Here is a 23,604-nt window from a genome sequence, read left to right as displayed (position 1 = left end):
GGCTTAATACTGTATCCTTTTTTTCATCCACTTATGTGGAACTCCTTCATCATCGTCGATTTGACCAAACTGAATATAGCCTTGTTTCTCGTAGAATGAGCTGACACGAACTTGGGCGTGCACCACAATTACGTCTCCGCTTATTCTTTTGATTTCTTTTTCTGCACTTTTTAGTAGTAAGTTTCCAATATGTTGATTTCGATATTCCTTTAATACGGCAACTCTTCCAATAGTGTAATGATTGTTTTCTTTGAAGAAACGACAAGTTCCGACAGGCTTTGTTTCATCGAAAACTACAATATGAGAACTGATTTGATCAATATCATCAAATTCATTTTCGAAGCCTTGTTCTTTCATGAATACTTTGATACGAATATCTTTTGCTTCTTGCGGTAAGGTTGTATATGTTTTTGTGTTCATAATCTTTCTTCTTTCTTTTCTTCAACATTAACAACTGAAAAATGAAAAGTCAAATATGATATAATATAAGGAAAGTTAGGTGGGCTGTGTATGCATATTTTTGAAGAGTCTTTAAATCGTTTTATTAAAAATTCATGGATATACTATGAAGCGAATGATCCTTATTATGCAGGTAAGATTGAACAGATTTCAATTGAAAGAGTACATGACAAGATTTTATATTATGAAGTAAAGGCAACTATTCAAACACGTTGGAGTGAAGAAATTTTAAATTTTAGAGTGAATGAATATGGAACACTTTTGACCACAAATTGTACTTGTTGCCAAGATCCACATTCAGGGTGTGTGCATTTAGTAAGTGTAGTACGAGCTATCAATGCGATAAATCCACAAACTTTTCCGTTTCATGTTGATTATCAAAACTATGTAAAAGAAAAAAATCGACAGGAAGAATTAGAACGTAAGCGTCGTCGTATAAATGACTTGAATCAAGTGGCATTTGAATTTTTAAAAGAAAAACAAGAAGATAAAGTAAGTAGTTTTTTTAAGGAAAATGAAAATCGAATTCGATTGTCTTTATATCACACAAATTCATATTATTATGATCAGATTGCATTTAAATTAAAGATTCAAGTAAGCCGAGCTTATACGGTAAAAAATATACAAGATCTGTTACGTGGCTTTTTTGAGAAAAGATTGGAGTCTTTTGGGAAGAACACACAGATTTACTTGACTAATGATGATTTAGATGAGCCTAGCCAATTGATTTATAATTTTTTATTAAAATATGCTTTTACTAAAGATTGGCAAAAAGAAGGAGAAATTTATTCAGAATGTTTGGATGATTTCTTTAATCTAAATGCATCTTTGCCTAAAGAGTATACAGAATTTAAAACGTCTAAAAAAAATATAAAACTAGTTTTGAATTTGTTGGAACATGAAGATTGTTTTGAACTCAATACAGAACTAGATGATAGCTTTTTGATTGGCAATAAACATCTTTATATGGTGAATCATAAAGAAATTGTACAATATACTATGGATCCAGATGGTTTTTTAGCTTCACTAGCCTATAATTTGCAACAAAATGATGGATGGTTAATTAAAAAGTCAGAATTCAAAGCTTTTTATTTACAATGCCTGCAACCGTATATGGAATACATAAAATTAGAAACAAATGTAGATGTGGAAAAGTATACAACTCTTATAGAGAATATTCGTGTGTATTCGGATTTAGAAAATGCCAATATGGTCGTATGGGGAACATATTTAGAGAATAACCAGAAGAAGAGTTTTTTTGCGCACACAGATTCGAATCAGATTGCGAGTATTGAAGCTATTATTTTGCATTATGCGGTAAAGATTGAAGATAATAAGGCTATTTTTAAAGGTAGAAGTGATGCACTCTATAATTTTTTGGATTATGGTATTCCATTGATTCAAAAACAGGCGGATGTGTATGTTTCGGAAGAGTTGAAACGATTGAAAAATCGTCGCAGTATGAATTTGAGTGTGAAAGTCTATGTGCAAAATGATTTATTGAAGATGGAATTGGATAGTGATATCAATGTGGATGAATTGTCGCATGTTTTAAATGCATATCGAAAGAAGAAAAAGTTTTATCAATTAAAGAATGGTGAAATGATTGATTTGGAAGATACAGGATTAGAACAGTTGGATGAATTGGCTTCGACAATGAATTTAACAGCGAAAGATTTCAAAAAAGAGACAATTGAAAAGCCTGCGTATCAAGCGTTCCATTTAATGGATGTAGATTCAGAATTGGATGTTCGTAATGATGATTCGGTTACAGAATATACAAATCGATTAATGAAAATAAAAGAACAGACGATTCAATTGAAGGATGAATATAAATCTTTATTGCGCACATATCAGCAGCAGGGTATTCAATGGTTGTATGATTTAAAAAATATGGGATTAAATGGAATTCTTGCCGATGATATGGGACTTGGAAAAACATTACAAGTCTTGGTATTTTATAAGCAGTATGTTTCAAAAGATAAACCAAGCTTGATTGTATGTCCAAGCAGTTTAATGTATAACTGGATGTCAGAAATCGAAAAATTTAAAATCGATGTGAATGCCGTATGTGTTACGGGGATGCAAGAAGCTCGTAAAGATATTATTAAAGAAAACTATGAGCTTTATATCACAACATACGACTACTTGCGAAGAGATGTGGAATTATATGCGCCAATGGAATTTGAATATATTATTTTGGATGAGGCGCAGTTTATAAAGAACCCAAAAACAAAGAATGCACAAAGTGTAAAATCATTAAAGAGTAGACATCGTTTAGCTTTAACGGGTACGCCAATTGAGAATGGTTTAAGTGAATTGTGGAGTATTTTTGATTTTCTATTGCCTGGATATTTATATAGTTTGAATTATTTCACAAAGAATTTTGAAAAACCAATTCAAATGGGAGATGAAAAAAGGAAGTCGCAGTTACAAAAGTTGGTTTCTCCATTTATTTTGCGAAGAACAAAAAAACAAGTATTAAAAGATTTGCCGGATAAAGTTGAGAAGGATATGTGGTTGAATTTTAGTCCGGAAGAAAAACAATTGTATCTTGCAAATTTGGCTCAGGTCAATGAGCAGCTTCAACAGCAACTTGAACTAGAAAAGGTAGATTCAATTTTGATTCTTGCGATGATGACGCGTTTACGTCAGATTTGTTGCGAACCAAGAATGTTGTACGAAAACTATAAGGGTGAAAGTACAAAATTTTCGATGTGTTTGGATTTGATTGAAACCTTAAAAGAGAATGGTAAGAAGGTTTTGTTGTTTTCTAGTTTTACAAGTATTTTTGATGATTTCATTGAAGAATTTGATCGACGAGGCATCAAATATCATATGATTACGGGTGCGGTAGATAAAAAGAAGCGTAAAGAAGAAGTAGATGCTTTTCAAAATGATGATTCCAATGTATTCTTGATTTCTTTAAAGGCAGGCGGAACAGGTTTGAATCTAACAAAGGCGCAGGCTGTTATTCATTTTGATCCTTGGTGGAATGTAAGTGCACAAAATCAAGCGACAGACCGTGCATATCGTATTGGACAGACAAAGAATGTTCTTGTTTATCAGTTGTTGATGAAGAATACGATTGAGGAAAAGATTTATGAAATGCAAAAGCGCAAAAAAGAAATGAGTGATTTATTTGTTGAAAATTCGAATGGTGGAATATCAACATTATCTAAGGAAGAGCTAAAAGATTTGTTTTCGATGGATTAAGGCAATATATTTTTGAAATATATAGCCTTTTTTTTATGAATTGTGATAAAATAGTTGTAATGAAAGGGATTACATAAGGTGCGAAAATGAATAGAAGTGCAGGAATTTTATGTCCTGTTTTCTCTATCCCTGCAAATCAAGGGATTGGTGATTTAGGGCAAAAAACAATTCGAATGATTGATATTATTGCGGATGCGGGTTACAGTATATGGCAAATATTGCCGCTACAAATGACGGGTCCCACTCATTCTCCATATCAAACTTATTCTAGTTTTGCGGGAGATCCTATTTATATTAACTTGGATCGTTTGTGTGAAATGGGATTGTTGACACAAAGTTCAATTGTGAATTGTAATAAGTTTAAAGACTTTATTGAATATGATAAGATTCGTGAATTTAAGGAACCTTATTTTCAAAAGGCCTTTAAAGTTTTTAAAAAAGAATTTGATTCATTCAAAGAAGATTTTGAGGCGTTTAAACGCGATGCATTCTGGTTAGAAGAATGGTCTGCTTACTCGTTGTTTAAGAGCTTTTACAATGGGGCTCCATGGTTTGAATGGGAAGATGAATATAAAAATTGGCCAAAAAATCGTGATATCGATTTAAACGACTATCAGAATGAAATTTTGTATATCCAGTTTTTACAGTTTATATTTTATAAACAATTAGATGAGATTCAGATGTATGCGCACGCAAGAAATCTGAAAATTATGGGGGATATGCCTTTCTATGTAGATTTAGATAGTGCAGATGTGTGGTGTAATCGAGAAGCTTTCTTATTAGATGAAGAAGGAAAACCAGAATTTATTGCTGGCTGTCCTCCGGATTATTTTAGTGAAACAGGACAACGTTGGGGTATGCCAATCTATGATTTTGATGCGCAAGAAGAGAATGGATATCTTTTTTGGTGCAATCGTATGAGTTGGATGAACCGTTGTTATGACATGGTAAGAATTGATCATTTTAGAGCTTTTGATACATATTGGAAGATACCAGAATCTTGTCCAACAGCTATTGAAGGAAAATGGATCTTAGGACCAGCTCATAAATTGATGGACGCGATTTTAAAAGCGTGTCCAGATATTGTTTTGGTGGCTGAAGATTTAGGATTGATTCGTCCAGAAGTGATTGAACTTGAAGATGATTATGGTATACCTGGCATGGATGTTTTATTGTTTAGAATGGAAACTAAGCAATTAAAGAAAAAGGCAAAGAAAAATTCTGTGTTATATACAGGTACACATGATAATGCGACATGTAATGAAGATTATCATACATATGATTCAAATAAGCGTATTAGTTTGCGTCGATTCTTTAAAAATCAGGGATATTCAAGTCGTTCTTTTAATGAAATGCTTTGTCAATATGCTCTAGACACGGATGCAGATACTGTCATATTGCCGATTTGGGATATTTGTGGATTTAAAGAAGAGGCACGAATCAATACACCAGGAACAGTGTCGAATAAAAACTGGACTTGGAAATTAAAAGATTTTAAAACATTCCCAGATAAGCTTATGAGTACAAAAGAGTGGATCAAAAAGTCAAATCGTTAAAGATAAAGTTAAGTATAGAGCAGAAATCATCAATTTTTGCTCTTTTTCGCTTGTGTTGATAGAATAATAAGGAAGAGGTGGATAATAATGAAAAAACTATTAACGATTCTATGTTCGTTTGTTCTATGCATATCTTTATTTGGGTGTCAAAAAGAGACGAAGAATTATATCGCAAAAATTGAAGTGAAGGACTATGGAACAATTACATTAAAGTTGGATGGGAAAACAGCTCCAATTACTGTACAAAACTTTGTAGACCTTGCCCAATCCGGGTTCTATGATGGATTGACATTCCATCGTATCATGAAAGGTTTTATGATTCAGGGGGGAGATCCTAATGCGAATGGTACAGGAGGCTCGGATAAGACAATCAAGGGTGAATTTAAGGATAATGGTGTAAAAAATAATATTAAGCATAAGCGTGGTGTGATTTCGATGGCAAGAAGTTCAGATTATGATTCAGCCAGTTCACAATTCTTCATTATGCAAGAAGACAATGATTCATTAGACGGCCAATATGCAGCTTTTGGACATGTTACTAAAGGAATGAAGATTGTAGACAAAATTTGTGAAGATGCAGATCCAATGGATGATAATGGTACGATTGCTGAAAGTAAACAGCCTGTTATTAAAACAATCAAAGTATCTGAAATAAACGACTAGAGAAATTTAGTTGTTTTTTTATTCGCTGCAGTTAGTTTTATGATACTTATGTTTGACATCTATAGTTAGTTATTGTAAGCTCAATTTGTTTCAACTAACTGAGGTGGATTATGATCAATAAAAAATTATTGTTTTCGGTAAGAGAAAGTATTCCGTTTATTAAAAAAAATGTGCTGTATCAATGGATAGGACTTGTTTGTAACGTATTGTCAACGGCATGTTTGTGTTGGATTATCACAAGACATAGGAGTATTTCATTGGTTGGAATCCTTTTTATATGTTTAATTCTTCGTTATATTGTGAATCAAAAAGCGATTGAGATGTCGTATGAGTCTAGTCATATAGTAAAGGAAACGTTACGCAGTCGTTTGTATAAGAAACTTTCTAAGATAGGGAACAGTTACACAAATGAGTGGAGTACAGCTGAAATTGTGCAATTATCAACGGAAGGAATTGAACAATTAGAAACATATTTTGCCAGTTATATTCCGCAATTCTTTTATTCTTTAATTGCACCAATGACTTTATTTATTGTCATTTCTTTTATGAATTTTAAGGCCGCTTTGGTTTTACTAGTTTGTGTTCCGTTAATTCCAATGTCGATTGTATTTGTACAAAAGTTTGCGAAAAGATTATTAAATCGTTATTGGGGGCAATACACAAAATTAGGGGATAGTTTTCTAGAAAATCTTCAAGGATTGACTACACTTAAAATATATGAAGCAGATGGTTATTATCATAAGAAGATGAATGTGGAAAGTGAAAATTTTCGTAAGATCACAATGCGCGTTTTGACAATGCAACTAAATTCTATAACAGTTATGGATCTAGTTGCCTATGGTGGTAGTGCATTAGGCATTGTGTTTGCGTTAACAGGAACTAATGATTTGTTTCAAACTTTGTTTATCATATTAATATCTGCAGAATTCTTTATTCCTATGCGTCAGTTGGGGTCATATTTTCATATTGCGATGAATGGCATGGCGGCAAGTGATAAGTTGTTTGCGATATTAGAAAAGGATATTCAAGAAAAACAAGCTGTAGATTTAAAAGATTGTTTTATTTCAGCATCCAATCTACACTTTGGATATACCGATAAGGAAGTTTTACACGGTATATGTTTTAATGCAAATAAAGGTATGATTGGTTTTGTAGGAGAGAGTGGCAGTGGAAAAAGTACGATTGCCTCTTTGTTGATGGGACAATATACAAATTATAGTGGTGAATTAAAGCTATCTGGCTATGAAATCAAAGATATAAACGTCTATCCATATATGACTTTAGTTTCTTTAGAAAGCTACTTGTTTAGTGGGAATCTTAGAGATAATTTAGCTATGGCTAAAGATGTGTCGGATCAAGAAATGAATATAGTTTTAGAAAAAGTAGGTATCTTTGATTATGTGAATGAACAAGGCGGACTTAATATGCGTATTTTAGAGGGTGGTAAAAATCTTTCTGGAGGACAAAGACAACGCTTAGTTTTGGCTAGAGCTTTATTAAAGGATTCACCAATCTATATTATGGATGAAGCCACTAGTAATATTGATGTAGAGAGTGAAAATAAAATTATGGAAGTATTATATGAATTGTCAAAAGAGAAGCTCGTACTTTGTATTTCACATCGTTTGGCAAATCTAGTAAATGCGGATCATATATATTGCTTGAAAGATGGAAATATTGTTGAGAGTGGAAGTCATGAAGAACTGATTCAACAAAACGGAGTTTATTGCGAGTTATTTAATACGCAAGAAGAACTAGAAAGATATGGTGCCTAGTATGAGTACAATTCAAATATTTTCGCGATTAGTCAAACTTGTATTTCCTTTAACAGGATTTATGATTTGTGCCATTTTAATGGGTGTGGCCGGCTTTTTGTGTGCTATCTTTATCCCTGTTCTATCAAGTATGGCATTGGTGAAGGATCCTACGTTTAGTTTTCATATGATTGTGATCTTGTTGTTTGTGTGTGCCCTCTTAAGAGGAATCTTACGTTATGCAGAGCAGGCATGTAATCACTATATTGCCTTTAAATTATTAGCTCGAATTCGTGATCAGGTGTTTGGGGCATTAAGAAGATTGTGTCCTGCTAAGCTTGAAGTTAAAGATAAGGGAAACTTAATTTCTTTGATTACTTCCGATATTGAATTGTTGGAAGTGTTCTATGCACATACTATTTCACCAATTTGTATTGCGTTTGTCACAAGTTTAGTTTGTGTAATGATTCAAATGCAGTTTGGATGGATTTATGGGCTTTATTCATTATTGGCATATATTGTAGTGGGCGTGGTTTTGCCGATTTATATTTCAAAACAATCAAGACATATTGGTGTAGAATATCGAAAAGAAGCTGCCAATCTAAATAGTTATGTATTGGAAAGCATGCGTGGCTTAAAAGAAAGTATGCAGTATATGGATACAAATCGTCGCTTGTCAGGCTTAAATCATCAAACAGCTTTATTGGCAAATCGCGAAATGGAACTGAAACATTTTCAGGCAAAGACAATTTCATTAACGAATTTATGCGTTGTCTTATTATCATTAGGTTTATGTTTGATGCATGTATTTTTAAATAGTTCAATGGAATCCATGATTGTATCGAGTGTTCTTCAAATTTCTTCTTTTGGACCTGTCATCGCACTAGCAAATTTAGGATCTACATTATCGCAAACGATTGGTGCTGGACAAAGAGTTATCTCGCTTTTGGACGAAATACCTATGGTTGAAGATGTAGTAAATGGTAATGAAGCTAAATTTAATAAATTAGATATTTCAAATGTAGATTTTGCGTATGACGAAGAACAAATCTTAAAAAATATGAATTTAAATATCCAAGAAAATGAAGTGATTGGAATTCAAGGCAAGAGTGGCAGCGGAAAGAGTACTTTATTAAAATTATTGATGCGTTTTTGGGATGTTTCAAGCGGAAATATTTTAGTGGATGGGATGGATATTAAGAATTTAAATACTTCAAATCTAAAGAAAAAACGAAGGTTATGTAACACAGGAAACGATTCTTTTCCATGATACGATTGAAAATAATTTAAGAGTAGCTAAACAAGATGCGACAATTGAAGAAATTCAGTTGGCTTGTAAGAAGGCAAATATTCATGAGTATATTCAATCTTTGCCAAATGGCTACAAGACAATGGTGGAAGAACTTGGTAGTTCTTTGTCGGGTGGTGAAAGACAAAGAATGGGTCTGGCGCGTATGTTTTTACATAATTCTAAACTTGTATTATTAGATGAGCCTACAAGTAACTTGGATAGTTTAAATGAGGGAATCATTTTGAAAGCTATTTATAAATCTAGAAAGGATAAAACGATTGTTTTTGTGTCACATCGTGAATCAACACTTGCACATTGTGATCGTGTGATTCATATGGAATCCAATCGAGTGAGCTAATGGATAAGCGAGAAAAAGAAATGCGTACAGTGTATGAAATGATACACTTGTATTGTAGAAAAAATCATAAAGAGAAAGAATTATGTCAAGAATGTTTGGCTTTGTATGAATACGCAAAGGAGCGTATTGAAAAGTGTCCATTTATGGAAACAAAGACATTTTGTTCGCAATGTAAGGTACATTGTTACAAGAAGGACAAAAGAGAAAAAATTCGTAAAGTGATGCGCTTTTCGGGACCTAGAATGTTGTTGTATCATCCTGTCATGGCTATTCGACACGTATACTATCAAATAATGGATAAATAGAAAAAATATGCATATGGATCGAAAATAACTTCGAAAAATATGCATTTTTATTTAAAATAACTTCGAAAAATATGCATAAAGGTAAAAAATATCCTCTAAAAATATGCAAAAATGATATAATGGGGCTAGGAGGTATCTATGTTAAGAAGAAAGTTTTATAATACATTGTTGAAATGGTCAAAAGAAAAAAATCAAGAGTGTTTATTGGTTCGTGGTGCAAGGCAAATTGGTAAAACGTATATTATTGATTATTTTGGAAGAAAAAATTATAAGAGTTATATTTATTTAAATTTTATTGAGAATCCTCAGTTAAAGACCATATTTGAAAATTCATTATCGGCTGAGGAAATATTTTCACGAATGACATTGGTGATGCCTCATATACGATTTATCGAAGATAAAACATTAATTTTTTTAGATGAGATTCAAGAATGTCCGAATGCGCGTACGGCATTGAAATTTTTGGCGTTAGATAATAGATATGATGTAGTCGCAAGTGGATCCTTATTAGGTATCAGCTATAAAGAAGTAACGAGCATACCGGTAGGTTATGAGTTGTCAGTTACAATGTATGGTTTAGATTTTGAAGAATTCTTGTGGGCAAAAGGATATAATGAAAATTCATTAGCGATATTAAAAAAATATTATGATTCAAAAGAAAGAATTCCTGATGAAATACATAATCAATTCATGCGATTGATTCGAGAATATATCGTCGTAGGAGGAATGCCTGCTGTTGTGCAAACATATTTAGATTCAAACCATTTTGGACAAGTACAAAAAGTCCAGGAACAAATTATTTTAAGTTATATGGATGATATTTCGAAGTATGCTTCATCATCTGAAAAACCAAAGGTAAAGAATTGTTACATGTCTATTACGAAGCAACTCGCAAAGGAGAATAAAAAATTTCAATTTTCGGTTGTGGAATCTAAGGCTACCGCAAGAAAATTTGAAAATAGTATTGAGTGGTTAAGAGATGCTGGGCTTGTATGGCTTTGCAAAAATGTATCTGCCTGTCGATTTCCATTAGTTGGATATGAAAATGATAAATTCTTTAAGATGTATTTAACGGATTTAGGCTTGCTGGTCGCAATGTATGGTTTTGAAATGAAACAAGCCATATTAAATGATACTTTAATGGGCCCAATAAAGGGTGGTATATATGAAAATTTAATAGCGGATATTTTAATGAAAAGCAATCATTCGCTTCATTATTATCAAAATAAGAATCTAGAAATAGAATTTTTGATTGAACAAAACGCAAAAGTAATTCCAGTCGAAGTAAAGGCAGGAAATAATCGTTCGCAATCAATGGATCAATTGTTGAAGAATGAAAGTATTCCTTATGGATATAAATTTGTGAACGGAAATTGTGGAATGAATGGTAAAAAAATAACTCTTCCATTATACTTAGCTATGTATGTAGATTAGGCTGAGGTAAAAAATGAGAGAAAATATTGAAAAGTATATTGAGTTAATTATAGGAAGTATCTTACTTTCGTTAGGGATTTATTTGTTTGTGACACCTAATGGAATCAACTTTGGTGGTGCCATTGGAATTGCACAGATTATTGAGTATTTTATTGTAAAGATGGTGCCTAGTCTTGGACATATGAATTTGGTGGGTATCATTAACTTTATGATCAATATTCCATTGTTTGTGATGGGGTTTAAAATCATGAATAAAGAATTTTGTCTAAAGACTTTGATTAGTTTAGTGGTGCAAACCATTACTCTATCGATTTTGCCAAAACAATCCATTGTGATTATGCCAGACATGCTTTCAAATTGTATTTTTGGAGCTTTGATGTGTGGCATTGGAGTAGGACTTGCTTTACAAAGTAGTGGATGTTGTGGAGGTATGGATATTGCAGGTGTTTGTTTATCGAAGATAAAACCAGGCTTTTCTGTAGGTAAGCTTTCGATTATTATTAATTCAATCTTATTTACGATTTGTGCCTTTATTTTTGATTTACAGACATCACTCTATTCTATTATTTTTGTAGCAATACTTTATTTTATTAGTGATCGTATCCACTATCAGAATATCAACATGACTGTATTGATTTTTACAAAGAAAGAAAATATGAAGAATGTGATTATGGAAAGAACCGGTCGTGGTGTAACGTATTGGATGGGTAAAGGTGCATATACAGATACAGAACAGTATATTTTATTTTGTGCTGTAAATAAGTATGAGATTCGTAACTTCAAAAAAATAGTCAATGAAATTGATCCAAAAGCATTCGTAACAATTAGCGAGGATCAAGAAATTGATGGTGGATTTGAAAAGCGTTTGTGATATAATAGACATGCAAAAAGGAACATACAAATATGTTTCTGGGAATAGTTGTAGTAAAAACTACCTACAAACTTTGCTAGAGTTGGCGTAGGTAGTTTTTATTTTGTTTATTCATTTCTGTTTGATTCATTCAGCCAAAAGCTGAAGCACAAAAGTCAATTAGTGTTTTATAGTGCCTAATACAGATACAATTACGACTAACAATTCGTAATTGTTCATGCCTACCACCTTTTAATGTCTTATACGCACTCTGGGATTGTCATTAAAGTGCAATGATAAATCCATTCCTAGAAGTAGACGTATGCTTGCTGCTTGTAAAGGTTCAATGATTAAAGCACAAAAAAAGGAACGATTATTTCGCTCCTATGATTTCTTTGGCAATCTTTTTACCTTCCATTACAGCACTACCAATTGTTTTTGGTCCTGTAAAGGCATCTCCAATAATGTATACATTCTCTAATGAAGATGCATGTGTATCGGTTGTCTTTAAATCGTTATTTAATGGTGTGAAATCAACTTTTTGACCAATAGCCATCGCAACTAGATCGCAATCCATTGTGAACAGTGAATCTTTTACTTCATGGCAGCTTGCTCTTCCTGATTCATCCATTTCTCCAAGTTCCATTTTCGCAACTTGAACACCACAAACATTTCCATTTTCATCTTTTAAAATGTCTTTGATGTTGTTTAAGAAAGCAATCTTAACACCTTCTTTTTCACAGGCTTTGATTTCTGCAGGGCTTGCAGGCATTTCTTGTAAAGATCTACGATAAACGATAGTTACATCATCAATAATACGAACTAATGATCTTGCGCAATCCATCGCTACGTTTCCTCCACCCCAAACAATGGCCTTTTTATATTTTTTAAATTCTTCTTGTTTGTGGTTGATGTTTAAATCATAAAGTAGTGTTAAACCAGCAACGACACCATTGCCTGTTTCAAAGCCAAAAGTATTTTCAATTTGAGCACCAATGGCTACAACCACATAATCATAGTCTGCTTGTAGTTCTTTAAACTTAGCTTGATCTACAAAAGTATTAAAATGGAATTTAACACCAGCTTCAACGAGTCCATTGTAGGCTTTTTCTAAGAATGTTTTGGGCATACGATATTCAGGAATACCAGTATAAATGGCTCCACCTATTTCAGCTTCCTTATCGAAAATGTCGATTTGATACTGATTTTCTGCTTTAACAAGCTCTTGAGCTAATGTATAGCCAGCAGGGCCGGCTCCGATAATGGCAATCTTTCTTGTCATAATTAAATTCCTCCATCTTTGTCGCTATTATATCATAAACTATTTCTTTAGGTATGAAAGTGCACGTTTATTTACGTTTTTTACGGCAATCTCAAGTTCACGAGCTGAGATTCTTTTTGCGCCGTTCGCAAGAATCGCATTTTGAATCAAACCATCACTTGTCGCAACGGATAATTCATATTTCTTTTTCAAATCATGTACAGCTTTTTCAATATAACTATCGGCTGTCTGATTGTATTTTGTATAAATAATATCTAGATTTCCTTGATTGAAATGGGAGCCTGCATTATTTTTAACGCGATAACCATCAAATACTAAAATCACTTTGATTTGTTTATAGCCTTGGTAATTTGAGATTCGATTGATCAATTCATCGCGAGCGGATTCTATATTGACTTTGGCAATATCTTTTAAATCTTGCCAATCATAAATCATATTGTATCCATCAATCATTAAGCATTCTGGCTTTTTATCTTCAATATGAATCTGATTTAGATTTAAATCTACTTTTGCTTTTTTCTTGATTGGCTTTTCAGCTTTCTTGTTGTTTCCACCAAGCGAATTAAATACTTTCTTTAACTCCTCTTCACGAACTGTATGTTTTACATAAGAAGCATATGAAGTTGTGTTGGCTTCTTTAATTTGTAGGTGCATATGTTCTTTGACTTCATTCCAAGGTACAAAATATCCAGCTCCATGTTCACAGAAAATAGATCCGGTTGGATTGTTTAAATCGGCTTCACTATCATAATTAGATTCTTCGATGACTTTATCTTGATCAAAACACTCGTGATAATCTTCTAATTCACAAATAAATTGACCTTTACCTTTTGTATACGCAATGACATCTTTTTGATAATCCATTAATTCACGCACAGGACCTTGACCTTTAATGTGGACAAGGCTGTTCATATCCTCTTCAATTTTGAAGGTGCAATGCTTATTTTCTAAATCAAATAATGCTTTTGAGACATATTGATTTTCTATAATCAGTTCAAAACTATAATATGGCTCTAATAATATAGACTCAGCCTCTTTTAAACCTTGCCTTATAGCACGATAGGTTGCTTGTCTAAAGTCTCCACCTTCTGTATGTTTTAAATGAGCTTTACCGGCCACTAAAGTGATTTTTATGTCGGTAATTGGCGATCCAGTTAATACACCTTTGTGTTGTTTCTCTTTTAAATGCGTTAAAATCAGATTTTGCCAATTTAAAGCTAAATCATCATTGGAACAATTGGATTCAAATACAAGGCCTTTACCTCTAGGTAATGGTTCAAGTTTTAAATGGACTTCGGCATAGTGTCTTAAAGGCTCAAAGTGACCTACACCAATTACAGTATTTTGAATGGTTTCTTTAAATAAAACTTTACCCGTTGTAAAACCAACTTTCACTTTAGATCTTTTCTCAATTTCTTTTTGAAGAATCTCCATTTGAATGGATCCCATCAAACGCAAGAAAATTTGTTTCGTTTGTTCATCATATTCGATTTGAAGCTGTGGATCTTCTTGAGCAAGTACGCTACAATAGCGCATCATAGTAAGTGCATCTACACCTTCAGGAAGTAATAATTGATAGTTCATGTAGGCATTTAAAAGTGGTTTTGTCATGTCGGATTCAAAACCTAAACCTTGGCCTACTTCATAGTTGTTTAATCCTTTTAAAGCACAAATCATACCTGGATAGGCGGTTTGTACCATTTCAAATTGTTTTCCATTATACAAACGAATCTGATCCACTTTTTCGTCTATACCTATCTTATCTTTGGCATTTAATACGCCACCTGTGATTTTTACATGAGTTAAGCGATTGCCTTGGTCATCACTTGATATTTTATATACACGAGCACCAAATTCTTTTGGATATTCTTTGATAAATGATAAATCAATGATCGCATCCATTAGATCTTCAATGCCTTGAATTTTTAAGGCCGAACCAAAGAATACAGGGAAGCATTCTCTTTTGAAGATGGCTTGTTGAAGAAGTGAAGTATCAATTGTTTCTGTTTCCAAATAATGATTCATGATATCTTCATTCAACATAGATAATTCATCTTCGGCATCTGTGGATTTAAAATCAATGCAGTTGGATGAAAAATGTGTTTTTAGATCATTCATAAGCTCTTCTTTTGTCTTATAACTAATATCCATTTTATTGATAAAAATCAATGTAGGAATGTTATAGTGTTTTAAGCATTTCCAAATCGTTGAAGTATGAGATTGAATACCATCTTGTCCATTGATCAAGAGAATGGCTAAATCTAATACTTGAAGACTTCTTTCCATTTCGCTTGAAAAATCGACATGGCCTGGTGTATCTATCAGGTAGATTTCACTATTTTTCCAACGAAAATGAGCTTCCTTTGAATAAATTGTAATACCTCTTTCTCGTTCTTGACTATCATAATCTAGATAAGCATCTTGATGATCAACACGTCCTAATTTTCGAATTGTTTTTGATGTATAAAGCATACTTTCGATACATGTGGTTTTTCCAGCATCGACATGTGCTAATATTCCAGTTACTATATGTTTCATAAAAACTATTTTATCATGTTGACGCAAATGATAAAATAGAGATAGTTTTTTTCGGAGGAAAATATGAAAGTCTTAATGTTGAATGGAAGCCCACATCCAAGTGGAGTAAATGATTTGGCTTTACGTGAAATGGAAGCTGTATTTAAAGAAAATGGTATTGAAACTGAAATTGTACAAGTTGGAAATGTAGCTGTTCGTGGTTGTATGGCTTGTGGTGCATGTACGAATTTAGGTAAATGCGTATTTGATGATATTGTGAATGAAATTGCCCCTAAATTTGAAAAGGCAGATGGAATTGTTGTTTCAAGTCCAGTATATTATGCCAGTGCGAATGCAACATTGATTGCCGTATTAGATCGTCTATTCTATAGTACTTGTTTTGATAAGACGATGAAAGTTGGCGCAAGTGTTGTATCTTGTCGAAGAGGAGGGGCTAGTGCTACTTTTGATGAATTAAATAAATATTTCACGATTAGTGGTATGCCCGTTGTATCAAGTCAATATTGGAATTCGATTCATGGAAATAATGCGCTTGAAGCCAATCAAGATGAAGAGGGAAAACAGACAATGCGTACTTTAGCTCGTAATATGATTTTTTTAATGAAAAGTATTGCCTTAGGTAAAGAGGTATATGGTTTGCCTGAAAAAGAAGTAAGAAAGGGTACGAATTTTATTCGTTAAAGGTGATTGTATGGTGAATTTAAGACATTCAGATAATATATTTTATGATCGAGAAGGCGATTTATTTGTGATCACGACTGATCTAGATGGTCGTCAAGAAGTGGTTTGTAAGACCAATCTAGAATGTGTGAGTGATGTAATTGCTCGATTGTTAGATATTAACTTTAAAAAGGTTTGTGACAGTGAGAATCGTTTAAATATGTTAGGTGATTTAGAACAATTTGCGTGTGTATATGCATTAAAATTAATGACCTATAAAACAGTAAAAGGTTTGTATTTAGAGTTTCCTAATTTAGCTAAATATCAAGGTACAGCTCTAATTAGTCCACACACAGTCATTGATAATCGTAATGATGGTTATAATAATAAATATCATTTAATGTTGGTGAATGTGATTTATACATCTTTGATTCATGCGACTGTTAAGTATGCAGGTTCAAGTATGGAAGCTGAGCATATGAAAGATGTATTTGAAACGGTTTTACCAGATAATAAAGGATTGATTGAAACTTTAAATGATTTCTATGATGGAGCTATCAATGAAGCGGATCTAACGGATATTATCAAGAATATTCAAAGTGATAATACGACTAAGGCTTAGAAAAACATTTTTATCGACTGATTTTTAAAATATGGTCGAGTACAAACAAAGCAAACATCTCTATGTTAAACATGGGGGTGTTTTTTTATGAAACAAATTATTCAATATATTGAAGATCATAATATATCTGAAGAAGAAGTTGCCCAAGCAGCCCATATGTCTTTGCGTAATTTAAGAAGGCAGATTCACTCAAAAAATCGTACACAAGTAAGGATTGTCTTGCTTCTTGCAGATAAACAAAACCAGTCGATTGATTCCATTTTCTTTGATGAAATGAATAATCAGCCAATTAGTTTAGAAGGATTAACGATAAATCAGATTCAAGATATTATAAAATTAGTACATCCCGAACTATTTATGGGTGTTACACGAAGTAAAAAAATTAAAGATTATAATTATAATTTAGAAACCGATATGGGTGATCGCATGCGCTTTATACGTGAAGTTGTTTTTTCTCTTTCACAAACTGAATTCGGCAAGTATATGGAAGTGTCAAGGAATACATCAAAGTATTGGGATGAAGGACAAATCAATGTGGATAAGATATTTAAAATATCGCAAAGTACAAATATTAGTATGGACTTTATCATACGCGATCATTATCCCTTAACATTGCAGACGCAAGGTATGAGTGAAGCACTTTATTTAGCTGTTATGACGAGTTGTGTGTTGTATCGTTTGCGCAATGCAGGAAGTGTTAAATAGTTTTAACTTAGGAGCAAGAAAAATTGCTCTTTTTTTTCTTGCATAATTGAAGGTTTCCTATATAATAGATTTGTTCTTTTAATGAAACAAAAAGTTTAGTATAAAAAACAAAACAGGGGTGATTGAATGAAAATAGGCAAAAAACTAAAAGAGCTTCGAACCCAGAATGGGTTGACTTTGGAAGAACTTGCGAATCGTAGTGAATTAACAAAAGGCTTTTTATCCCAATTAGAGCGCGATTTAACAAGTCCAAATATTTCTGCATTAGAAAATATTTTGGAAGCTCTAGGAACGAATTTAGCGGATTTCTTTCAGTCGAGTAAAGAAGAACAAATTGTTTTTCATACTCAGGATTTTTTTGTGAATGAACAAGAAGATTTTGTTACAGAATATATTGTTCCAAATGCACAAAAGAATCAAATGGAACCAATTCTATTGACTTTGAAGCCAGGGGCAAAATCACAAGAAGTCAAGGCGCATGAAGGTGAAGAATTTGGCTATGTTTTAAAGGGGAGTATTGTTTTAGTTGTTGGTAATAAAAGGTTAAAAGTTAAATCAAAAGAAACCTTCTATATTACAGGTAAGGAAGGGCATTATTTAGAAAACGTATCGAGTGCGGATGCCAAAGTATTGTGGCTATCTACACCACCTGTATTTTAATGGACAAGGAGAGAGTATAGATGGAACAGGAAAAGAATAAATTAATTCAATTTCGTCACATTGTGAAAGAATTTGATGGACAAGTTGTATTAAAGGGTATTGATTTAGATATATATGAAAATGAGTTTGTCACTCTGTTAGGGCCTAGTGGATGTGGAAAAACAACGTTGTTACGTATTTTAGGTGGCTTTTTAGAACCAAGTGAAGGACAAGTCATCTTAAATGGAGAAGATATCTGTGAGGTTCCGGCTTATAAGCGTGAGTTGAATACAGTTTTCCAAAAATATGCATTATTTCCTCATATGAATGTATATGACAATATTGCGTTTGGTTTAAAAATCAAGAAGATGAGTAAGGATGTCATTGATCAAAAGGTTATGAAAATGTTGAAGCTGATTGGTCTTGAAGGTTTTGAAAATAAAGATGTTACTTTACTATCTGGTGGTCAGCAGCAACGTGTTGCGATTGCGCGTGCCTTAGTTAATGAGCCAAGCGTATTATTGTTAGATGAGCCACTTAGTGCACTAGATTTGAAACTTCGTAAAGAGATGCAGTATGAATTGAAAAAGATTCAACAAGAAGTAGGAATTACATTTATTTTTGTTACACATGATCAAGAAGAAGCGCTAACAATGTCAGATAAGATCGTTATTATGAAAGATGGCGAGATTCAACAGGTTGGAAGTCCTGAAGATATTTATAATGAGCCAGTCAATCAATATGTTGCCAAGTTCATCGGGGAAAGTAATATTATTCCGGCTCGTATGATTTGCGATAAAAAAGTACGTTTTGATGACATTACATTTGATTGTGTGGATGTTGGATATAAAGAAAATGAACCAGTGGATGTTGTGATTCGTCCTGAAGATATTGATATTGTGGATGTAAAAGATGGCAAGATGACTGGAGAAGTTGAAAGTGTATTATTTAAGGGTGTTCACTATGAAATTATGGTGGAAACAGTTCCTGGTACGCATGTTACGGTAAATATGCACGTAAATAAGAACTATGCGATCACAAGTGAGGATGGAAAAGAAAAAATTTCTGCCAATGACTTCTATCTAGATTTAGAAGATATGAAAGATATTGATGATAAGGAAATCATTGCGCGTGCCGATGCACAAGCCTGGAATCCAGAAACGGATGAATTCATTTCTATTCATGATATTGATACAGATTTAAAACAAGAAGTAGGAGAATATACTGTTACTTTCTCAACAAATAACAAGACTTCGATCACTCGTAAGATTTGGGTTGTAGATCAAAGAGTTGTTGAAAACAAGAAGGCAAATGAAGCCGTATCTGCATTTAACTTCTTTAAAACAGTCGATGAAATCAAGGAATCTATGGCTATTGATACAGATTTGAAGACTTGGGCGAATGCACAAGGTTGGAAGTTGGATGATGAAAACGAGACGGTAGATCTAGATGTAGATTATGATTTTGATCCTGAAACAATTACGGAAGGTGTTTATAAGGTTACTTTCTGGACAACAGGACGTGAATTTAAGATTCATACAACGGATTATGTAGAGGAAGGAAAAGAAGTCGGACTTACTTTCTTTGCAGAAGATATTCATGTTATGGAGAAAATGGGATTCTAGAAAATGAAAAAATTTCAACAATTAGCAATCCCTTATATTGTGTGGGCTTGCATTATGTTGTTGCTTCCGATGTTGCTGATTGCGTTTTATTCAGTCATTCAGCAAGGCAACAGTATTGTGCACTTTAAGCTAACATTGGATAACTATGTTCGTTTCTTTACAGACAAAGATTTCTTGTTGATTTTATGGCGCTCTTTATGGATTGCCATTAAGACAACCATTATTTGTTTGTTGATTGGTTATCCTATCGCATATTTTATTTCAAAAAATAGTCCTAAGATTCAACAAATCTTAGTTCTTGCGATTACACTTCCTACTTGGATCAATATGCTTGTAAGAACATACGCATGGATTGGAATTTTATCAAGCGATGGAATTATCAGTAGCTTTTTAGGTTTGTTTGGAATTCACACTGAACTTTTATATACAGAAGCTGCCGTGTTGATTGGTATGGTATATAACTTCTTGCCATTTATGATTTTACAGATCAATACAGCTTTGACGAAGATGGATAGATCTTTATTAGATGCTGCACAGGATTTGGGGGCTAATAAATTTCAAACTTTCTGGAAAGTTATTTTCCCACTTTCTTTACCTGGTGTTGTTTCAGGTATTACACTTGTATTCTTACCTGCCGTAAGCTCATTCTTCATTCCTAAATTATTGGGTGGAGGACAATTCTTCTTGATTGGTAACGTGATTGAAAATCAATTCATTACCGTTGGAGAATGGAACTTTGGTTCCGCAATCTCAATGATCATGGCTATGATCATGATGCTTCTAATGATGCTTGTAAGAAAATTGGAAGAGCGTAATAAGGAGGAAAAATAGACATGTCGAAAGATAAAAGAGTATTAGGTAAAGTAGGCATGGCTTTATTATTGGTGTTCTTTTATGCACCAATATTATTCATGATTATTTTTTCCTTCAACAGTTCAAAATCATTAACACATTTTACAGGATTCTCATTGCGTTGGTATGAGGCTATGCTTAAAAACCATGGCATGATGGAATCTTTGTATGTCACTATTGTGATTGCCTTATTGGCAACGATTATTTCTACAATCATTGGTACGATTACAGCGATTGGTTTATCAAAATCAAAGAAAGTATTGCGTGCTTTTATAAGTCAGGTCAATGATTTTCCAATCATGAACCCTGAAATTGTTACAGCCATTGGATTGATGCTTTTATTTATCACTTTCCAAATTGAAAAGGGATTTGTGACATTATTACTTGCACACATCGCTTTCTGTATTCCATATGTGATTTTGAGTATTATGCCAAAAATCAAATCTTTAGATCCAAACTTGGCAGATGCCGCAATGGATCTTGGAGCTACACCTTGGCAGGCTTTAGTAAAAGTCATTGTGCCACAAATTATGCCGGGTATTGTTTCAGGTGCTTTAATTGCGTTTACAATGTCTTTTGATGATTTCGTTATTTCATATTTTGTAACAGGTCAAGGTGTAAAGAACTTGAGTATTATGGTGTATACAATGTCTAAGCGTATTAATCCAAGTGTAAATGCGATTAGTACATTAGTCGTATTGTTGATCACAATCACATTAACAATTGTGAATGTTTTGCCAATGATTCGAAAAAAGGCGAGTCCTTCAAAACAAAATAAACCTTGGAAATGGGCAGTTGCAGGTGTTGTAGTCGTTGGCTTAGTAGCTTCTTTATTTGGTTTAAATAAATCAGCAAGTACTTTACCTTATGCAGGACAGACTTTACATTTATATAACTGGGGTGAATATACTGGAGAAAATATTATTTCTGGTTTTGAAGAATTAACAGGTGCCAAAGTTATTATGGATAACTTTGATTCAAACGAACAAATGTATATCAAGGTTGCCAATGGGGATGCATATGATGTATTGGTTCCTAGTGATTATATGATTCAAAGAATGATGCAGGAAGATATGCTTCAAAAATTAGAACCAGAAACACGTAAAGAGTGCTTAAGTGAATTGATGGAAGCAATCAAGGGACTTCCTTATGATCCAAAGAATGAATATTCAATTCCTTATTTCTGGGGTACTGTTGGTATTGTGTATGATAAGACAAAAGTATCGGAAGAGGACTTGGAAAATGAAGGTTGGAATATTTTCTTAGATCAGAAATATAAAGGGGATATCTATCTATATGATTCTGAAAGAGATTCATTTATGATGGCATTAAAAGCACTTGGATATTCAATGAATACGACAAGTGCGGATGAATTGAATGCTGCGTTTAACTGGTTAGTACAATGCGTTCAGACAATGGATCCAGAAATTGTTACGGATGAAATTATTGATAATATGGCACAGGCAAGAAAGGCTCTTGGACTTATTTATTCTGGTGATGCGGCTTATGTCATGTCAGAAAATGAAAATATGGGATTCTATATGCCAACAAGTGGAACAAACCTTTGGTCAGATGCGATGGTTATTCCTAAAAATGCGAAGAATCCTAAGCTTGCGAATGAGTTTATTCGTTATATTACAAGTTATGATGCAGCCATGGATAATTCAAGTTATGTTGGATATACTTCACCAAATAAAGAAGTTACGGAAGAACTTGGTGGCGAAGGTGGAGATTATGATGGTATTAACGCATATACACCTCGTTCAGGTTATGACAAGGATGAAGTGTTCCAATATGATGAAGCCACACGTAAGATCATTGCGGATTTGTGGTCTAGAGTTAAGGTTGCAGCAAGTAATGCACATTAGTCGAAGAAAATTTCTTCGACTTTTTTTTATTCTTATAATAGAATGAATGCATGAATCCGATTATTGTTATTTTATTATGCTTTGCTGCTTTAGGCTTATTTGACAAGATGTTTAAGAATCGACTTGGATTAGCCACTTCTTTTGATCGAGGCATTATCACAATGGGCGATTTTATGATGAGCGTAGGAGGCTTTTATTGTATTGCGATTGCGTTTTTAAATGGTCATGCGACGCTTTTCAAAAATAAAGAAATGATTATTTCAAGTTTGTTGGCGCCAGATCTTGGTGGATATTCCATTATAGAGTCGATGACACATTCTGAAAGTGTGCTTATCTTTTGTGGTGTATTATTAACGTCCACTTTAGGATGCTTAATTAGTTTTCAATTGCCACTCTTTTTAAATGAGCTGGATACAGATGATTTGAGTCACTATTTAAAAGGCGTTGTGTATGGTATTTTAGGATTATTACCCATTCTTATTGGTTGTGGCTTTTTATTGCATATTGATCATTTTTTGATTGTGTTTTTACCCGTCATTCTTATTTGTGCAATTTTGATAGGATTATTCTTTATTTCTTTTCAAACGTTGATTGTCGTATTGACATTATTTTCTAAGCTTGTACAATTCGTAGGATATATCTTCTTTTTCCTGGTTTGTTTGACATTCTTTTTCAATATGAACTTCACAAACGCAACATTGATCAATGAAGCTTTGCACATTGTATTTCAAATGAGTATTATTGTCTGTGGATCTTTGGTGTTTTGTGAAATTATATTAAGGAAGTTTTCGAATCAGATTGAAAAAGTAGGTCAAATACTAAATATTGACAAATATTCAGTAATGGGAATTATCTTATCTTTTGGAACAAGTATTGCGATGTTACCGCTTTTTTCGAAAATGAATAAAAAAGGTAAGATTTTAAACC

At 33.1% G+C, this 23,604-nt stretch carries 20 protein-coding genes; 17 read left to right on the top strand and 3 right to left on the bottom strand.

Annotated features, from left to right (window positions below):
- Positions 1-3: 3 nt before the first annotated feature.
- Positions 4-420 carry a GNAT family N-acetyltransferase gene (locus EUBIFOR_RS07110; protein WP_003865314.1) on the bottom strand — a complete coding sequence of 139 codons (417 nt, stop codon included), beginning with the start codon at positions 418-420 and terminating at the stop codon, positions 4-6.
- 90 nt (positions 421-510) lie between these two features.
- Between EUBIFOR_RS07110 and EUBIFOR_RS07105 the strand changes: the two genes are divergently transcribed.
- The 9 genes from EUBIFOR_RS07105 to EUBIFOR_RS07070 all read left to right on the top strand — a co-directional run bounded on the left by EUBIFOR_RS07105 (position 511) and on the right by EUBIFOR_RS07070 (position 11,907).
- Entirely contained in the window at positions 511-3,675 is a 3,165-nt protein-coding gene (locus EUBIFOR_RS07105) for a DEAD/DEAH box helicase (protein ID WP_003865313.1), read from the top strand.
- A gap of 86 nt (positions 3,676-3,761) precedes the next feature.
- The gene (gene malQ, locus EUBIFOR_RS07100) at positions 3,762-5,231 is read left to right on the top strand and encodes a 4-alpha-glucanotransferase (RefSeq protein ID WP_003865312.1); all 1,470 of its coding nucleotides are present in this window, start codon (positions 3,762-3,764) and stop codon (positions 5,229-5,231) included.
- A gap of 87 nt (positions 5,232-5,318) precedes the next feature.
- Complete coding sequence (locus EUBIFOR_RS07095) at positions 5,319-5,894, top strand: peptidylprolyl isomerase (protein ID WP_003865311.1); 576 nt, start codon at positions 5,319-5,321, stop codon at positions 5,892-5,894.
- 110 nt (positions 5,895-6,004) lie between these two features.
- Positions 6,005-7,669, top strand: a complete 1,665-nt coding sequence (locus EUBIFOR_RS07090) for an ABC transporter ATP-binding protein/permease (protein WP_003865310.1) — start codon at positions 6,005-6,007, stop codon at positions 7,667-7,669.
- Between the two features lies 1 nt (position 7,670).
- Complete coding sequence (locus EUBIFOR_RS07085) at positions 7,671-8,918, top strand: ABC transporter transmembrane domain-containing protein (protein WP_315969422.1); 1,248 nt, start codon at positions 7,671-7,673, stop codon at positions 8,916-8,918.
- Positions 8,905-9,297 carry an ATP-binding cassette domain-containing protein gene (locus EUBIFOR_RS13495; protein ID WP_315969423.1) on the top strand — a complete coding sequence of 131 codons (393 nt, stop codon included), beginning with the start codon at positions 8,905-8,907 and terminating at the stop codon, positions 9,295-9,297. Before EUBIFOR_RS07085 ends, EUBIFOR_RS13495 begins: the two co-directional genes overlap by 14 nt.
- A complete protein-coding gene (locus tag EUBIFOR_RS07080) occupies positions 9,297-9,602 on the top strand; it encodes a nitrous oxide-stimulated promoter family protein (protein WP_003865307.1) in 306 nt (101 codons plus the stop codon). The genes EUBIFOR_RS13495 and EUBIFOR_RS07080 overlap by 1 nt, the downstream gene beginning before the upstream one ends.
- 138 nt (positions 9,603-9,740) lie before the next feature.
- Positions 9,741-11,036: an ATP-binding protein gene (locus EUBIFOR_RS07075; protein ID WP_003865306.1), complete on the top strand. Its 1,296-nt coding sequence runs from the start codon at positions 9,741-9,743 to the stop codon at positions 11,034-11,036.
- A 13-nt stretch (positions 11,037-11,049) separates the two neighbouring features.
- On the top strand, positions 11,050-11,907 hold the full coding sequence (locus EUBIFOR_RS07070) for a YitT family protein (protein ID WP_003865305.1): 858 nt from the start codon (positions 11,050-11,052) through the stop codon (positions 11,905-11,907).
- 352 nt (positions 11,908-12,259) lie between these two features.
- On the opposite strand, the gene EUBIFOR_RS07065 is transcribed toward EUBIFOR_RS07070, so the two are convergent.
- A complete protein-coding gene (locus tag EUBIFOR_RS07065; RefSeq protein ID WP_003865304.1) occupies positions 12,260-13,168 on the bottom strand; it encodes an FAD-dependent oxidoreductase in 909 nt (302 codons plus the stop codon).
- A gap of 39 nt (positions 13,169-13,207) precedes the next feature.
- Complete coding sequence (locus EUBIFOR_RS07060) at positions 13,208-15,706, bottom strand: translation factor GTPase family protein (RefSeq protein ID WP_003865303.1); 2,499 nt, start codon at positions 15,704-15,706, stop codon at positions 13,208-13,210.
- 63 nt (positions 15,707-15,769) lie between these two features.
- On the opposite strand from EUBIFOR_RS07060, the gene EUBIFOR_RS07055 reads away from it, so the two are divergent.
- The 8 genes from EUBIFOR_RS07055 to eutH form a co-directional block, all read left to right on the top strand.
- On the top strand, positions 15,770-16,387 hold the full coding sequence (locus EUBIFOR_RS07055; protein WP_003865302.1) for a flavodoxin family protein: 618 nt from the start codon (positions 15,770-15,772) through the stop codon (positions 16,385-16,387).
- Between the two features lie 10 nt (positions 16,388-16,397).
- Positions 16,398-16,988, top strand: coding sequence for a hypothetical protein (locus EUBIFOR_RS07050; protein ID WP_003865301.1), 591 nt, complete (start codon positions 16,398-16,400; stop codon positions 16,986-16,988).
- Positions 16,989-17,075: 87 nt separating this feature from the next.
- Positions 17,076-17,693, top strand: coding sequence for a hypothetical protein (locus tag EUBIFOR_RS07045; RefSeq protein WP_003865300.1), 618 nt, complete (start codon positions 17,076-17,078; stop codon positions 17,691-17,693).
- A 126-nt stretch (positions 17,694-17,819) separates the two neighbouring features.
- Complete coding sequence (locus EUBIFOR_RS07040) at positions 17,820-18,353, top strand: cupin domain-containing protein (protein ID WP_003865299.1); 534 nt, start codon at positions 17,820-17,822, stop codon at positions 18,351-18,353.
- Positions 18,354-18,373: 20 nt separating this feature from the next.
- On the top strand, positions 18,374-19,957 hold the full coding sequence (locus EUBIFOR_RS07035; protein ID WP_003865298.1) for an ABC transporter ATP-binding protein: 1,584 nt from the start codon (positions 18,374-18,376) through the stop codon (positions 19,955-19,957).
- Positions 19,958-19,960: 3 nt separating this feature from the next.
- Positions 19,961-20,788, top strand: coding sequence for an ABC transporter permease (locus EUBIFOR_RS07030; protein WP_003865297.1), 828 nt, complete (start codon positions 19,961-19,963; stop codon positions 20,786-20,788).
- A 2-nt stretch (positions 20,789-20,790) separates the two neighbouring features.
- Positions 20,791-22,677, top strand: a complete 1,887-nt coding sequence (locus tag EUBIFOR_RS07025; protein WP_003865296.1) for an extracellular solute-binding protein — start codon at positions 20,791-20,793, stop codon at positions 22,675-22,677.
- 50 nt (positions 22,678-22,727) lie between these two features.
- Positions 22,728-23,604, top strand: an 877-nt coding sequence (gene eutH / locus EUBIFOR_RS07020) for an ethanolamine utilization protein EutH (RefSeq protein WP_003865295.1), incomplete at its 3' end; no start/stop codon positions are given.

It is taken from the genome of Holdemanella biformis DSM 3989 (assembly GCF_000156655.1).
Taxonomy (GTDB): Bacteria; Bacillota_I; Bacilli_A; order Erysipelotrichales; family Erysipelotrichaceae; genus Holdemanella; species Holdemanella biformis.
This window is presented reverse-complemented; position numbering and strand designations above follow the sequence as displayed.

What these genes read in the sequence shown, in the direction of transcription:
- EUBIFOR_RS07110 (WP_003865314.1), bottom strand. Translation starts at nt 420, where the DNA reads ATGAACACAAAAACATATACAACCTTACCGCAAGAAGCAAAAGATATT.
- EUBIFOR_RS07105 (WP_003865313.1), top strand. Translation starts at nt 511, where the DNA reads ATGCATATTTTTGAAGAGTCTTTAAATCGTTTTATTAAAAATTCATGG.
- malQ (WP_003865312.1), top strand. Translation starts at nt 3,762, where the DNA reads ATGAATAGAAGTGCAGGAATTTTATGTCCTGTTTTCTCTATCCCTGCA.
- EUBIFOR_RS07095 (WP_003865311.1), top strand. Translation starts at nt 5,319, where the DNA reads ATGAAAAAACTATTAACGATTCTATGTTCGTTTGTTCTATGCATATCT.
- EUBIFOR_RS07090 (WP_003865310.1), top strand. Translation starts at nt 6,005, where the DNA reads ATGATCAATAAAAAATTATTGTTTTCGGTAAGAGAAAGTATTCCGTTT.
- EUBIFOR_RS07085 (WP_315969422.1), top strand. Translation starts at nt 7,671, where the DNA reads ATGAGTACAATTCAAATATTTTCGCGATTAGTCAAACTTGTATTTCCT.
- EUBIFOR_RS07080 (WP_003865307.1), top strand. Translation starts at nt 9,297, where the DNA reads ATGGATAAGCGAGAAAAAGAAATGCGTACAGTGTATGAAATGATACAC.
- EUBIFOR_RS07075 (WP_003865306.1), top strand. Translation starts at nt 9,741, where the DNA reads ATGTTAAGAAGAAAGTTTTATAATACATTGTTGAAATGGTCAAAAGAA.
- EUBIFOR_RS07070 (WP_003865305.1), top strand. Translation starts at nt 11,050, where the DNA reads ATGAGAGAAAATATTGAAAAGTATATTGAGTTAATTATAGGAAGTATC.
- EUBIFOR_RS07065 (WP_003865304.1), bottom strand. Translation starts at nt 13,168, where the DNA reads ATGACAAGAAAGATTGCCATTATCGGAGCCGGCCCTGCTGGCTATACA.
- EUBIFOR_RS07060 (WP_003865303.1), bottom strand. Translation starts at nt 15,706, where the DNA reads ATGAAACATATAGTAACTGGAATATTAGCACATGTCGATGCTGGAAAA.
- EUBIFOR_RS07055 (WP_003865302.1), top strand. Translation starts at nt 15,770, where the DNA reads ATGAAAGTCTTAATGTTGAATGGAAGCCCACATCCAAGTGGAGTAAAT.
- EUBIFOR_RS07050 (WP_003865301.1), top strand. Translation starts at nt 16,398, where the DNA reads ATGGTGAATTTAAGACATTCAGATAATATATTTTATGATCGAGAAGGC.
- EUBIFOR_RS07045 (WP_003865300.1), top strand. Translation starts at nt 17,076, where the DNA reads ATGAAACAAATTATTCAATATATTGAAGATCATAATATATCTGAAGAA.
- EUBIFOR_RS07040 (WP_003865299.1), top strand. Translation starts at nt 17,820, where the DNA reads ATGAAAATAGGCAAAAAACTAAAAGAGCTTCGAACCCAGAATGGGTTG.
- EUBIFOR_RS07035 (WP_003865298.1), top strand. Translation starts at nt 18,374, where the DNA reads ATGGAACAGGAAAAGAATAAATTAATTCAATTTCGTCACATTGTGAAA.
- EUBIFOR_RS07030 (WP_003865297.1), top strand. Translation starts at nt 19,961, where the DNA reads ATGAAAAAATTTCAACAATTAGCAATCCCTTATATTGTGTGGGCTTGC.
- EUBIFOR_RS07025 (WP_003865296.1), top strand. Translation starts at nt 20,791, where the DNA reads ATGTCGAAAGATAAAAGAGTATTAGGTAAAGTAGGCATGGCTTTATTA.